This is a genomic window from Mesorhizobium sp. B2-8-3, assembly GCF_006440815.1.
Lineage (GTDB): Bacteria > Pseudomonadota > Alphaproteobacteria > Rhizobiales > Rhizobiaceae > Mesorhizobium.
This window is the reverse complement of the sequence record NZ_VFTW01000018.1, coordinates 50784-63074: the sequence shown is the minus strand read 5'-3', so window position 1 is coordinate 63074 and position 12291 is coordinate 50784. Positions and strand designations below refer to the sequence as shown.

The following is a 12291-nucleotide window of genomic DNA, read 5'->3' as shown; positions in this document are numbered from 1 at the left end:
GCGATGACCGCGAAGCGCGCGCTCGACCTCGCGGTCGCCGTTCCGATGCTGGTGGCGGCGGCTCCCGTCCTGCTTGTCGCGATGCTGGCAATCAGCGCGACGTCGCCCGGCCCGGCCATCTTCTCGCAGATCCGCGTCGGCCGGGGAGGAGCCCTCTTTGCCTGCCGCAAATTGCGCACGATGTATCGCGCAACGCCTTCCTTGCCCACGCACGAAGCGCCGGCCGGTTCGGTCACCGCGGTCGGCAAGATGCTGCGGGCAACCAAGATCGACGAATTGCCGCAGCTCTGGAACGTGCTCAAGGGCGAGATGAGCCTTGTCGGCCCTCGTCCATGCCTGCCGACGCAGGCGGAACTGATCGAACGGCGCAGGGAACTGGGCGTGCTCACCGCACTTCCAGGCATCACAGGGCTCGCGCAGATCAAGGGGATCGACATGTCCGATCCAAAACTTTGCGCGGAAACCGACGCGGCCTACATCAAGGCCGCCTCGACCAGCCTGGACCTGAAGATATTGCTGGCTACGTTCTTTTGAGGCGCTTCCGCACGGAAAGCTACGGCGAAGGCGCCGAACCTGGCCGCTTTCCGGAATCGTTCTGACCGGCCTGCCGCGCCAGTTCCTCAAGCCGGCCGAGCGTGTCGGTTTCCGGCATCCAGCCTTCCGAGGCCAGCAGGGACGGGTCACAGATCTGCGTCGCCATGAAGGCTTGCCATGACGCCTGCCGGCCAAGCAGCGTGGCCAGCAGGCGCAGCGGCAAGGCCGGCATGGGGAAAAGCCGGGCCGGTCGGCCGTATCCGCGCCGGAACGCGGTGATGATTTCGGACATCGCAACCGGCGAAGCATCGCTGAGCACATAGATCGGGCGCGGCGGCGTGGGACGGGTCAGAAGATGCATCACGGCGCCGGCCACGGCGTCTTGCGAGACGAGCGAGCGAACCGCCGTCAGGGCGGCTGCTGGCAGCGGCAGGCCGTTGGCAGCGAGGCGCGTCAGCCCGCGCAGATTTCCCTTCATGCCTTCGCCATAGACCGGCGGCAGCCGCAGCGCAGTCGCCCCGGCGCGCCCTGCCGCTGCGAAAGCCTCCAGCGTTTTGATCTCGCCTTCGCGCTTGGAACGCCCATAGGCGACTTGCGGGGCAGGGGGCGTGGCCTCGTCGATGGTGCCGCTGAAACCGGCGCCCACCACGGCGCGGATCGAGGAAAGATAGATGAAGCGCCCGGCGGTGCGCATGGCCGCCGCCTGGGCGAGCCGTCCGGTCAGCATCGCATTGACGGCCTGGAAGTCGGCCTCGCCGGCGCGGCGGTCATTGTTGAGCGCCGCACAGTGGACGACATGCGTCACCTCGCGCATCAGCGCCAGGAAGGCTTCGTCCGGCGCATCGGCGCTGGGCAGCGCTACGGCATCGTCCGCGCCCGCCAGTTGCTGCGGCTGGCGGGAGGCGATCCGTATGCCGAATCCGGCCTCGCGCAACCGGCTGACGACCCGGCGTCCAATGAAGCCTGTCGCGCCGGTGACCAGGACCTTCATGGTTGCAGGCTGGCGTCCGGCGCCGCCGCAGGCGCGCTTTTCCCGGTTGGCGCTGCCGTCCGCCCGGATGCAAGGTAGGTCCCCGAGATCAGGAACACCATCAGCGTTGCATCGAGGATGTCGTGGCCGACCAGGATGCCGGCCATTCCGCCGGTGAGATAGGTGATGACCGCGACAAGGACCATCGTCGCGCCGAACCGCTCCACCGGATCGACGCTGCGGCGCAGCGTCCGTGCCGCGTTCCAGGCGGCGACGGCGAAAATCGACGCCAGCGCCAGCGCCCCCAGCAGACCGGCCTCGACCAGCGCGGTCAGGAAGCCATTGTGAAAATGGCTGAAACCCGCGCTTAGGCCGAACTGCTCGTGAAAACCCTGCTTCATCAGCGCCCGGCTTGCCGAGATGCCATGGCCGAAAATCGGCATCTCGCGAAACGCGGCAAAGCCGATTTCCCACATCGCCACGCGCAGGCCGAGCGCCGTCGAATGGTCACCATTGGCGTTCAGCGCATCCCAGTCGCTGACCAGGAAGTCGGTTCTATCCAGCACGGCACGGGAGCCGATGGCGGCGATCACAAGGGCGACCACGACGCCGATCGCCACGAAGCGTGCCAGGCTGGCGCCGGTGAACCGGCGGCGGTTGATGAGAAGCACGACGATGCTGGCGATCGGCACGGCCACCCAGATCATGCGCGATCCCGAATAGACAATCGCAATGGCTCCGGCGACCGCCGCCAGGACCAGCAGCTTCCAGCGTTTCTCGATGCCCGACAGCGCGCCGGCAAGGCATGTCATGACGGCAAGGCAGGTAACGGTCGCGAAGACGATCGGATTGCCGGCGCCGCCCTCCGCCCTCACGCCGAGTCGGTGATACTGGAACACGGCCATCGCCAGCGCGCCGAAGCAGGCTGCGGTGCTGGCCAGAGTGGCGATGCGTGCCAGTGTGCTCTTCTCGGTGATGCTCCAGGTCGAATAGGAGATGGGGAACAGCAGGAAGGTGATCAACGGCAGGAAAAACCGCAAATCGGCGGCCAGCGTGCCGTTGACGATCGAAGCCAGAACCATGGCCGCGCAATAGGCGTAGATCGCCACCGTGACGGCGAGCATCGGCCGGTCGATGTTGAAGCGCCGGCGTTTCGCGGCCAGAAGCATCGCGGACCACACACCACCGGCATTGAAGGCGATGCTGACCAGCGATCCAAGCACCGGCGGCGAGAAAAAGCAGACGATCGAGAAATAGATGTTGATCTGTGCGGGCGTGAGGTGGCGCCGGAGCGTTGTAAACGGGTTCAAATGCTTGCTTCGCAATTTTCCAGGTTGCGCCCGGATCCATGGAGCCAGCCAGAGGCCGCCTCGCCGATCTCCGTTTGCCGCGCCTTGCCCGTTCCCCGAGCCCGTATAGCGGCTGGCGCCGCTCCGCGATAGTGCGGTCGACGATGTTGCGGCAGAAATCCCCGATCAGGCCACGATCGGACGGCCTCGGAATTCCCCGGACGCCACGGGCTTTCTCCGCTTCCGCGTTTTCGATGGCTCCGGCAGGATTTTCCGCTTTGCCGGCCGCGCTTGGAAAATTCGTTCTCTAATCACCTCGCGCCGCGCGGGTCTTGCATTGTTATCGGCGGCGCCGATCTGTTAGAACGCCCGCACGAAACAGTTTGTCTGAAGTGAAATCTGCGCCCGGAGCGCATGGAATTGCGCCTGCGATGCAAGATTTCCGCTCCACGGCACGAAAGAACGCTCGACGCTCCATGAATATCGCGCTCACGCATCTGCAGCGGCTCGAGGCCGAATCCATCCACATCTTCCGGGAAGTCGCGGCATCTTTCTCCAAGCCGGTGATGCTCTATTCGGTCGGCAAGGATTCGTCCGTGCTGATGCATCTGGCGATGAAGGCCTTCTATCCGGCCAAGCCGCCTTTCCCGTTCCTGCATGTCGACACCACCTGGAAGTTCCGCGAGATGATCGCCTTTCGCGATCAGATGGCGCAGAAGCTTGGCTTCGACCTCCTGGTCCACGTCAATGAGGATGGTGTTCGCGAGGGCATCAACCCCTTCGATCATGGCTCCAACACCCACACCCATGTGATGAAGACGGTGGCGTTGCGCCAGGCGCTCGACAAATACGGCTTCGATGCCGCATTCGGCGGCGCTCGCCGCGACGAGGAGAAGTCGCGCGCCAAGGAGCGCATCTTTTCCTTCCGCAACGCCCAGCACGCCTGGGACCCGAAGAACCAGCGGCCGGAAATGTGGAAGATCTTCAACACCCGCATCGCGCCGGGCGAATCGATCCGCGTCTTCCCGCTGTCCAACTGGACCGAGCTCGACATCTGGCAGTACATTCTGCAGGAAAACATCCCGATCGTGCCACTCTATTTCGCCAAGGAGCGGCCGGTGGTCGAGCGCGACGGCATGCTGATCATGAAGGACGATGACCGCATGCATCTGCGCCCCGGCGAGGCGGTCGATAACCGGCTCGTGCGCTTCCGCACGCTGGGCTGCTATCCGCTGACCGGGGCGATCGAGTCCGACGCCGACACGCTGGAGGCCATTGTCGGCGAGATGCTGACCGCGCGCACCTCCGAGCGCCAGGGCCGCCTCATCGACCGCGACGAGGCCGGCTCGATGGAAAAGAAGAAGCGCGAGGGTTATTTCTGATAATGCGCCACATCATGGCAAAAAGCCTCGCCCCGACCGATTCGATCCGCGACTACATGGCCGCGCAGGAGAAGAAGTCGCTGCTGCGCTTTCTCACCTGCGGCTCGGTCGACGACGGCAAGTCGACGCTGATCGGGCGGCTGCTCTCCGACACCAAGCAGATCTTCGAGGACCAGCTTGCGGCGCTCGAGAAGGATTCGCGCAAGCACGGCACCACCGGCGACGACATCGATTTCGCGCTGCTGGTCGACGGGCTGGAGGCGGAGCGCGAGCAGGGCATCACCATCGATGTCGCCTATCGCTTCTTCGCCACGCCGAAGCGCAAGTTCATCGTCGCCGACACGCCCGGTCATGAGCAGTACACGCGCAATATGGCAACGGGCGCCTCGACCGCCGATCTCGCCATCGTGCTGATCGACGCGCGCCAGGGCGTGCTTCGCCAGACCAGGCGTCATTCGATCATCGCCTCGCTGCTCGGCATCCGGCACATCGTGCTTGCGGTCAACAAGATCGACCTCGTCGGCTTCGACGAGACCGTGTTCGACCGGATCGTCACCGACTATGGCGAGTTCGCGAAGGAGCTCGGCTTCGTCAGCATCGCGCCGATCCCGATGTCGGCGCGCTTTGGCGACAACGTCACCAGCCGCTCGGAGCGCACGCCCTGGTATTCCGGGCCATCGCTGATCGAGCATCTCGAAACCGTGTCGGTCGACGAGGCCGCCGTCGAACTGCCTTTCCGCTTCCCCGTCCAGTATGTGAACCGCCCGAACCTCGATTTCCGCGGCTTCGCCGGCACCATCGCCTCGGGTGTGGTCTCTGAAGGAGACGAGGTCGTCGTGGCCAAGTCTGGCAAGGCGTCCCGGGTCAAGCGCATCGTCGCGCAGGGCGGCGATCTCGAGCAGGCGGTCGCCGGCCAGGCGGTTACGCTCGTCCTCGAGGACGAAGTGGAGGTGTCGCGCGGCAACTTGCTGGTGTCGCCGGCCGCGCGGCCGCAGGTCGCCGATCAGTTCGCCGCCAACATCGTCTGGTTCGACGAGCAGGCGCTGCTGCCCGGCCGCTCCTACGTCCTGCGCACCGAGACCGATCAGGTCAGCGCCACCGTCACCGAGCTCAAATACCGGGTCAACGTCAACGATTTCGCGCATGAGGCGGCGAAGTCGCTCGACATCAACGAGGTCGGCGTCTGCAACCTCTCGACCCGCGCGCCGATCGCCTTCGATCCCTTCGCCGAGAACCGCACCACCGGCGCCTTCATCCTGATCGACCGCATCACCAACGCCACCGTCGGCGCCGGAATGATCCTGCATTCGCTGCGCCGCGCCGAAAACATCCATTGGCAGTCGCTCGATGTCGGCAAGCGCGGCCGCTCCGACCTGAAGAACCAGCGCCCGGCGGTGTTCTGGTTCACCGGCCTTTCCGGCTCCGGCAAGTCGACCATCGCCAATTTGTTCGAGAAGAAGCTGTTCGCGTCCGGCCGCCACACCTACATCCTCGACGGCGACAATGTCCGCCACGGCCTCAACCGCGATCTCGGCTTCACCGACGCCGACCGCGTGGAAAACATCCGTCGCGTCGCCGAGGTGGCCAAGCTGATGGCCGATGCAGGCCTGATCGTCATCGTCTCCTTCATCTCGCCCTTCAGCGCCGAGCGGCGCATGGCGCGCGAGCTGATGGCCGAAGGCGAGTTCGTCGAGGTCTTCGTCGATACGCCTTTCGAGGAATGCGCCCGCCGTGATCCGAAGGGTCTTTACGCGCGCGCCTTGAGCGGCGAGATCAAGAATTTCACCGGCGTGGATTCTCCTTATGAGGCGCCGCAGAATCCGGAAATTCACCTGAAGACTCTCGGCAGGAGCCCGCAGGAGATGGCGGAAGCCCTGGAACATTGGCTGACCGAACGCGACATTGCCGAGGAGCAGTACGACAATGGCGGCGGTATCTGACGACGAGGCGATGTTGGGCGTCTTCGAGCGCCTGGCGCTCGAAGCCGGGCGCGAGGTGATGCGCGTCTTCCACGAGGGCTGCGCCGTCGACAGCAAGGCCGACTCTTCGCCGGTGACGGAAGCCGATCGCGAAAGCGAGAAGATCATCCTCGCCGGCCTGCGCGCCGCCTATCCGGAAATCCCTTGCGTGGCCGAGGAGGAGGTTGCGGCAGGCATCGCAACGCCTGATCTTGACGGCGCGTTCTTCCTGATCGATCCGCTCGACGGCACCAAGGAATTCGTCAACCGCCGCACCGATTTCACCGTCAACATCGCGCTGGTCCGCCATGGCGTGCCGGAAGTCGGCGTCGTTTTCGCGCCGTGCACGGGGCGCTTTTTCTCCGGACGACCCGGCAAGGCCGAGGCGCTCGAGGTCGATCCCGACTATCGCGTGGCCGGCCGCCGGCCGATCACGGTGCGGGCAGGCGGCTCGCCGCTCGCCGTCGTCGCCAGCCGCTCGCACAACACGCCGGAGACCGATGCCTTCATCCGCAACCTTGGCGCCGCCGAGATCGTCTCGGTCGGCTCGTCGCTGAAATTCTGCCTGCTCGCCGCGGCGGAAGCCGACGTCTATCCGCGCTTCGGCCGCACCATGGAATGGGATACGGCGGCGGGCGACGCGGTGTTGCGCGCCGCCGGCGGCATGACGCGCACCCTGGACGGCGAGCCGCTCGTCTACGGCAAGCGCAACCAGGCGAGCGATAGCGATTTCGCCAACCCGCATTTCATTGCAACGGGGAAGAGCGCGGCTTAGGGCAGCGTTGCCAATTATCGATGCTGGCGGAACAGAGGGGCGCCCGGCGCCGACCTTTCAGGCTTTAAGCCGCCGCCACATGCGCCGAGTTCGACCCGATATAATTGCGGATCGTCTCGATGATGCGGTCCTGGTCGGCCTCGCTCAAATAGGCGTGCATCGGCAGGCAGAGGATCTGCTTGGGCAGCGCTTCCGAGACGGCAAGGCCGGTCGGCGTGCGCGGATAATCCTTGTAGGCCACCTGCTCGTGCAGCGGCTTCACATAATAGATCACCGACGGAATGCCCTTTTCGCCGAGATGGGCCTTGAGCCCGTCGCGTTTCGGCGTCTCGATCGCATACTGCGCCCAGGCCGAGCGACCATGGCCAAGATTGCGCGACGCCTTGACGATGTCGCCGAGGCCCCTGGCATAGCGGTCGGCGACGACCTGGCGCGCCACCATCTCATCCTCGAGGATGGCGAGCTTTTCGATCAGGATCGCCGCCTGCAGCGTGTCGAGGCGCGAATTGATGCCGACGCGGACATTGTCATATTGCGTCTCGCCCTTGCCGTGGAAGGCGAAGGAGCGGAGCTTGTCGGCCAGCGCGCCGTCATTGGTGAACATGGCGCCGCCGTCGCCATAGCAGCCAAGCGGCTTGGCAGGGTAAAAACTGGTCGAGCCGACATGGCCAAAAGCGCCGCACATTTTGACGTCGGCGGAACCGCCCATCGACTGCGCGGCATCCTCGATCACTAGAAGGTTCTCGCGCTTGGCGATCGCCATGATCGCCTCGTAGTCCGCGGAGAGCCCGAACAGGTCGACGGGGATGATCGCCCTCGGCTTCAGCCTTCCTTCCTTCTTGATCATCTCGATCGCCGCCTCGAGACTGGCGATGTCGATGTTGTAGGTGTCGCGGTCGACGTCGACGAAGACCGGCTCGGCCTTGGCCAGCGCGACGACTTCAGCCGTCGCGGCAAAGGTGAAGCTCGGCACGAACACCGCATCGCCCGGGCCGATGCCGGCGGCAAACAGCGGCAGAAGCAGCGCGTCGGTGCCGTTGGCGCAGGCGACCACATGCTTGACGCCGATATAGGCCGCCAGCTTGTCCTCGAATTCGGCGACCTGCGGGCCGAGGATATAGCGGCCGTCCTCGACGACTTTGTTGATAGCGACCTTCAGCCGGTCGCGGATACGTTCGCGCTGCGCGCTAAGATCGATGAACTGCATGTCGGCCTCAATGCCTGTAAAACCGGCCCGCTGGTAACAGACTTGAACCGGCTGAGAAAGCCGGCGGCGGGCGGCGCAAATTGCCTATGTGTCGCAGCGTGTTACCGACTTTGCCGGCGCAATGCCTGAAAAAGCCGGAAATCCGAGCTTTGAGAGGCGTTTTCCGGCCTCTCTTATCGCGTCGTTCCACCGATGGGAAACATAAAGTGATCGGCCGCGAAGGGCGGGCTCACGTCCGTCCCCATGCTGGATCAGGCGATCTCGTGCCGCCATGGCGGGTTGGCGCCGGCTCGCGAAACCGTTACAGCGGCGGCCTTGGCGCCTAGTTCCAGCGCCTTGCGGATGGCGTCCTCGGAGAGGCTGCCGATCGCCGCCTTGGTGAGCAGGCCCTGCTCATGCAGGGAGGCCAGGATGCCCGCATTGAACGTGTCGCCGGCGCCGACCGTATCGATGACCTTCACCTTCTGCGGCATGACGGTGACCTTGTGCGCCTTGCTGTAGCCGACGGCGCCTTCGCTGCCATGCGTGACGACGATCAGCTGCGGCCCACGCTCCAGCCAGTTGCGCACCACATCCTCATGCGAGCCGGCCTCGTCGAACCATTTCAGGTCCTCGTCCGACAATTTCACGATGTCGGCCATCGCCATCATCTCGCGGATGCGCCGAAGATGCTTGGCCTTGTCCGGAATGAAGTTCGGCCGGATGTTGGGGTCGAGCATCATGACGCGGCTTTGGTGCTCGCGTCGCATGAATTCTTCGTAGGCCGAGCCCGCCGGCTCAGAGATCAGGCTGATGGCGCCGAACAGCATAGCCTCGATCTCGGCCCCGAGCTTCGGCAGGTCCTCGATGGTCAGCATGCGCCCGGCGGTGTTCTCGTCATAGAAAGTGTAGGTCGCCTGGCCGTTGGTGAGCCGCACGAAGGCGAGCGTGGTCGGACGAGGGGAGGTGTGCGCATAGGTGGAACTCACCTTGCTGGCGCCGAGCGCGTCGCGGAATTGGCCGCCGAACAGGTCGGAGGAGAGGCCGGAAAAGAAGCCTGCCGGGGCGCCGAGCCGGCCGAGCGCGATCGCCGAGTTGAACACCGCGCCGCCGACATAGGGCGCGAACGCCGCTTCGCCTTCCGTCGTGGTGCGCGGCAGCATGTCGATCAGGGCTTCGCCACAGCAAAGGATCATGTCGTCTTGGTCTCCGGCGGATGGATCACGCCCTTGCGGATGATAATGTTGGCAAAGAGCCTGGGTTCGCTGGTCGCCACGATCGCGTGCGCGGCCTTGACGCGTGCATAGAAGTCGGGCCCGGCCAGCGCAACCAGCTTGTGGCCCGGCGCGCGCATGGCGCAGACCGCTTCCATCTCGCGATGCACGGGGTCGGCGAGCGCCGGGTCGCCCTGCACCGAGGCCCGGAACAAAGCCTCCGGCACCGCCTCGTCCACCGGCAGCACGCTGAGCACGGCGTCGAGGACGGCTATGACGTGGTGGCCGTCCGCGCGGATCAGCCGCCGCGCCTGTTCCTCGGCCGGATAATTGCCGTCGACGATCGCGATCTCGTCGCCATGGCCCATTGCCCTGAGCGTCGCCAGGAACTGGGGCCCGAGCAGCGGCGGGATGCCGATCAGCATGTCAGGCGCCCCCGGACGTATTCGGCCCGATCAGGAAGCGCTCGGAGAGCGGCAGGCTGGCGCCGCCCATGGCGCGAGCGTGGATGCCGACCGTTCCCTCGCGCACGACAGGCAGCTTCAGTCCTTCGGCATCGATGCGGGCGATCGCTTCCGTCACGGCATCGACCAGCCGGCGCCGCACGTCGAGCGGCATCCAGCCATCGATGACCGCCGCTTCGAAATCGATGACCGACGAGGCAGCGACAATGGCATAGGCGAGCGCCCGCGAGGCGCTGGCGATCCACTCGTCGAGATCGGCGCCGATCTCGCCCCATTCCTGCGGCGAGGTCCAAAGATAGGAGCCGTCGATGCCCTTGGCGGAGAGCGCCCTTTCCAGCATCGCGATCGAGGCGACGTCGATGAGCTGCGTCGGCTTGCCGTCCGGCCCCGGCACCGGCATCGAGCCCAGCGCGCCGGCGTTGCCTTTCGGCCCGCTGTAGAGGCGGCCGTTGAGCACGATGCCGCCGCCGGCGAAGGCGCCGATATAGAAATAGACGAAATCGCGCGCCGCGCCGGCGCGCCCGAAGACGAGCTCCGCGCCACAGGCCGACGTCGCGTCGTTCTGCAGGTAGACGGGAAACTCGCACTGCCCCTGGATGTCGGCGCGGATGTCGCGATGGCGCCATTCGTCCATGATCTCGCGCGGCGCGCCGGCCGTGTCGACCCAGTTCCATAGCTCGAACGGCATGGCGATGCCGAGCCCGGCGATGCGCTTGTCCTGAGCCGGCGTAAGCGCGCCGCGCATCGTCTTGATGCCGGCGGTGACGAACTCGACGGTCTCGCGCGGTGCGGGATAGCGGTAGGAATGCTGCAGCATCGCGCGCACATTGCCGAGGAAGTCTATCAGCACGAGCTCGGCGCTGCGGCGGCCGATCTTGAGGCCGATGAAAAAGGCGCCTTCCGGATTGAGCGCCATCGGGATCGAAGGTTGGCCGATCTTGCCGCGCAGCGGCGCCTGGCGCACGAGCAGCTTGTCTTCCTCGAGCTCGCGCATGATCACCGACACTGTCTGGGCAGACAGCCCGGTCATGCGCGCAATGTCGGATTTGGCCAGGCTGCCATGCTGGCGCACCAGGGACAGCACGAGCCGCTCATTGTGGTCGCGCATGCCGCTCTGGTTGGTGCCGCGATGCAGCCGGCTTTCCAAAGCCTCGGGCGAACCGTGCCTCGCAATGCCGGTCTCCACCCTGTTCCTCCCGTCTGTTTCCCCTCGATGCTTTTCGTTCAGAATGAGTGAACAGCGCAAGAGTGTCAATAATAAATAAGAGTGATTTAATTATTGACAGCCGTTACGGACTGGTGTCTCTTTGACATCGCGCCCACACTGGGAGAACTTCGGTGGGCGCTCCGCAGGCGCCGGTTGGCCGGCGCCGGAGTGGTTCACTGGGAGGAAATCATGCGTAAATGGACTATCCTGAAGGCGGCCGTTGCCGGCCTTGCCTTTTACGGCGCGATGGCCACGGCCTCGTATGCCGCCGACATCGTCGGCCTGATCACCAAGACCGAGGGCAACCCGTTCTTCGTCAAGATGCGCGAAGGCGCGCAGGCCAAAGCCAAGGAGCTCGGCCTCACGCTGCAGACCTTTGCCGGTAAGTTCGACGGCGACAATGACAGCCAGGTCGCGGCCATCGAGAATCTGATCTCGGCCGGCGCCAAGGGCTTCGCCATCGTGCCGAGCGATTCCAGCGCCATCGTGCCGACCATCAAGAAGGCGCGCGATGCGGGCCTGCTGGTCATCGTGCTCGACACGCCGCTCGATCCGATCGACGCGGCGGACGCCACTTTCGCAACCGACAATTTCAAGGCCGGTGAGCTGATCGGCGAGTGGGCCAAGGGCACGCTGGGCGACAAGGCCTCCAGCGCCAAGATCGCCTTCCTCGATCTCGCCACCAACCAGCCGACCGTCGACTATCTGCGCGATCAGGGCTTCATGAAGGGCTTCGGCATCGACATCAAGGATCCGAAGAAATACGGCGACGAGGACGACGCGCGCATCTGCGGCCATGAGATGACCGGCGGCGCCGAGGATGGCGGCCGCACCGCCATGGAAACGCTGCTGCAGAAGTGCCCGGACGTGAGCGTGATGTACACGATCAACGAGCCGGCGGCGGCCGGTGGTTACCAGGCGCTCAAGGCGGCCGGCAAGGATGACGGCTCGGTCCTTGTGGTTTCGATCGACGGCGGTTGCCCGGGCGTCAAGAACGTCGCGGCCGGCGTCATCGGCGCGACCTCGCAGCAATATCCGCTGAAGATGGCCGCCATGGCCATGGAAGCGATCGAGAAGTTCGCCAAGACCGGCGAAAAGCCGAAGCCGACCCCCGGTAAGGAGTTCTTCGACACCGGCGCCACGCTGATCACCGACAAGCCCGTCAACGGCGTCGAGTCGATCGACAGCAAGAAGGGCGCGGAACTTTGCTGGGGCTGATGCCCTTCCTAATACCCGCAATAACGGACTAAACTCACTGAAAGGGCGGCTCCGGCCGCCCTTTCCCGAAGCACGGGATCCTGGGAGGGGATAA

The 12291-nt window shown here is 65.1% G+C and carries 11 protein-coding genes; 5 read left to right on the top strand and 6 right to left on the bottom strand.

Annotation, left to right across the window (positions count from 1 at the left end; genetic code table 11):
* The first annotated feature begins 3 nt into the window (after positions 1-3).
* Positions 4-534 (top strand): sugar transferase, encoded by a 531-nt coding sequence (locus FJ418_RS22870; RefSeq protein WP_140869479.1) that lies wholly within the window; start codon positions 4-6, stop codon positions 532-534.
* A 19-nt stretch (positions 535-553) separates the two neighbouring features.
* Here FJ418_RS22870 and FJ418_RS22865 read toward each other — a convergent pair whose 3' ends face one another.
* Together FJ418_RS22865 and FJ418_RS22860 are read right to left on the bottom strand one after the other, a co-directional pair.
* Positions 554-1525: an NAD-dependent epimerase/dehydratase family protein gene (locus tag FJ418_RS22865; RefSeq protein ID WP_140869476.1), complete on the bottom strand. Its 972-nt coding sequence runs from the start codon at positions 1523-1525 to the stop codon at positions 554-556.
* Entirely contained in the window at positions 1522-2814 is a 1293-nt protein-coding gene (locus FJ418_RS22860) for an O-antigen ligase family protein (RefSeq protein ID WP_140869473.1), read from the bottom strand. The genes FJ418_RS22865 and FJ418_RS22860 overlap by 4 nt, the downstream gene beginning before the upstream one ends.
* 455 nt (positions 2815-3269) lie before the next feature.
* Here FJ418_RS22860 and cysD point away from each other — a divergent pair, with 455 nt between their 5' ends.
* The 3 genes from cysD to cysQ are packed head-to-tail and all read left to right on the top strand — an operon-like array spanning position 3270 to position 6908.
* Positions 3270-4175 (top strand): sulfate adenylyltransferase subunit CysD, encoded by a 906-nt coding sequence (gene cysD, locus FJ418_RS22855; RefSeq protein ID WP_246683176.1) that lies wholly within the window; start codon positions 3270-3272, stop codon positions 4173-4175.
* Between the two features lie 2 nt (positions 4176-4177).
* Complete coding sequence (cysN, locus tag FJ418_RS22850) at positions 4178-6115, top strand: sulfate adenylyltransferase subunit CysN (RefSeq protein ID WP_181167055.1); 1938 nt, start codon at positions 4178-4180, stop codon at positions 6113-6115.
* A gap of 10 nt (positions 6116-6125) precedes the next feature.
* Positions 6126-6908, top strand: coding sequence for a 3'(2'),5'-bisphosphate nucleotidase CysQ (gene cysQ, locus FJ418_RS22845; protein ID WP_181167060.1), 783 nt, complete (start codon positions 6126-6128; stop codon positions 6906-6908).
* Between the two features lie 64 nt (positions 6909-6972).
* On the opposite strand, the gene FJ418_RS22840 is transcribed toward cysQ, so the two are convergent.
* From FJ418_RS22840 to FJ418_RS22825, 4 genes are all read right to left on the bottom strand, one after another.
* Complete coding sequence (locus tag FJ418_RS22840; RefSeq protein ID WP_140869462.1) at positions 6973-8115, bottom strand: DegT/DnrJ/EryC1/StrS aminotransferase family protein; 1143 nt, start codon at positions 8113-8115, stop codon at positions 6973-6975.
* Between the two features lie 251 nt (positions 8116-8366).
* On the bottom strand, positions 8367-9290 hold the full coding sequence (locus FJ418_RS22835; RefSeq protein ID WP_140869459.1) for a carbohydrate kinase: 924 nt from the start codon (positions 9288-9290) through the stop codon (positions 8367-8369).
* Complete coding sequence (locus FJ418_RS22830) at positions 9287-9733, bottom strand: RbsD/FucU domain-containing protein (protein ID WP_140869456.1); 447 nt, start codon at positions 9731-9733, stop codon at positions 9287-9289. The genes FJ418_RS22835 and FJ418_RS22830 overlap by 4 nt, the downstream gene beginning before the upstream one ends.
* Before the next feature lies 1 nt (position 9734).
* Positions 9735-10958, bottom strand: coding sequence for an ROK family transcriptional regulator (locus FJ418_RS22825; protein WP_140869453.1), 1224 nt, complete (start codon positions 10956-10958; stop codon positions 9735-9737).
* A gap of 210 nt (positions 10959-11168) precedes the next feature.
* Between FJ418_RS22825 and FJ418_RS22820 the strand changes: the two genes are divergently transcribed.
* The gene (locus tag FJ418_RS22820) at positions 11169-12197 is read left to right on the top strand and encodes a sugar ABC transporter substrate-binding protein (protein WP_140643399.1); all 1029 of its coding nucleotides are present in this window, start codon (positions 11169-11171) and stop codon (positions 12195-12197) included.
* The last annotated feature ends 94 nt before the right edge of the window (positions 12198-12291 follow it).

What these genes read in the sequence shown, in the direction of transcription:
- cysD (WP_246683176.1), top strand. Translation starts at nt 3,270, where the DNA reads ATGAATATCGCGCTCACGCATCTGCAGCGGCTCGAGGCCGAATCCATC.
- FJ418_RS22830 (WP_140869456.1), bottom strand. Translation starts at nt 9,733, where the DNA reads ATGCTGATCGGCATCCCGCCGCTGCTCGGGCCCCAGTTCCTGGCGACG.
- FJ418_RS22865 (WP_140869476.1), bottom strand. Translation starts at nt 1,525, where the DNA reads ATGAAGGTCCTGGTCACCGGCGCGACAGGCTTCATTGGACGCCGGGTC.
- FJ418_RS22820 (WP_140643399.1), top strand. Translation starts at nt 11,169, where the DNA reads ATGCGTAAATGGACTATCCTGAAGGCGGCCGTTGCCGGCCTTGCCTTT.
- cysQ (WP_181167060.1), top strand. Translation starts at nt 6,126, where the DNA reads ATGTTGGGCGTCTTCGAGCGCCTGGCGCTCGAAGCCGGGCGCGAGGTG.
- FJ418_RS22840 (WP_140869462.1), bottom strand. Translation starts at nt 8,115, where the DNA reads ATGCAGTTCATCGATCTTAGCGCGCAGCGCGAACGTATCCGCGACCGG.
- FJ418_RS22835 (WP_140869459.1), bottom strand. Translation starts at nt 9,290, where the DNA reads ATGATCCTTTGCTGTGGCGAAGCCCTGATCGACATGCTGCCGCGCACC.
- FJ418_RS22870 (WP_140869479.1), top strand. Translation starts at nt 4, where the DNA reads ATGACCGCGAAGCGCGCGCTCGACCTCGCGGTCGCCGTTCCGATGCTG.
- cysN (WP_181167055.1), top strand. Translation starts at nt 4,178, where the DNA reads ATGCGCCACATCATGGCAAAAAGCCTCGCCCCGACCGATTCGATCCGC.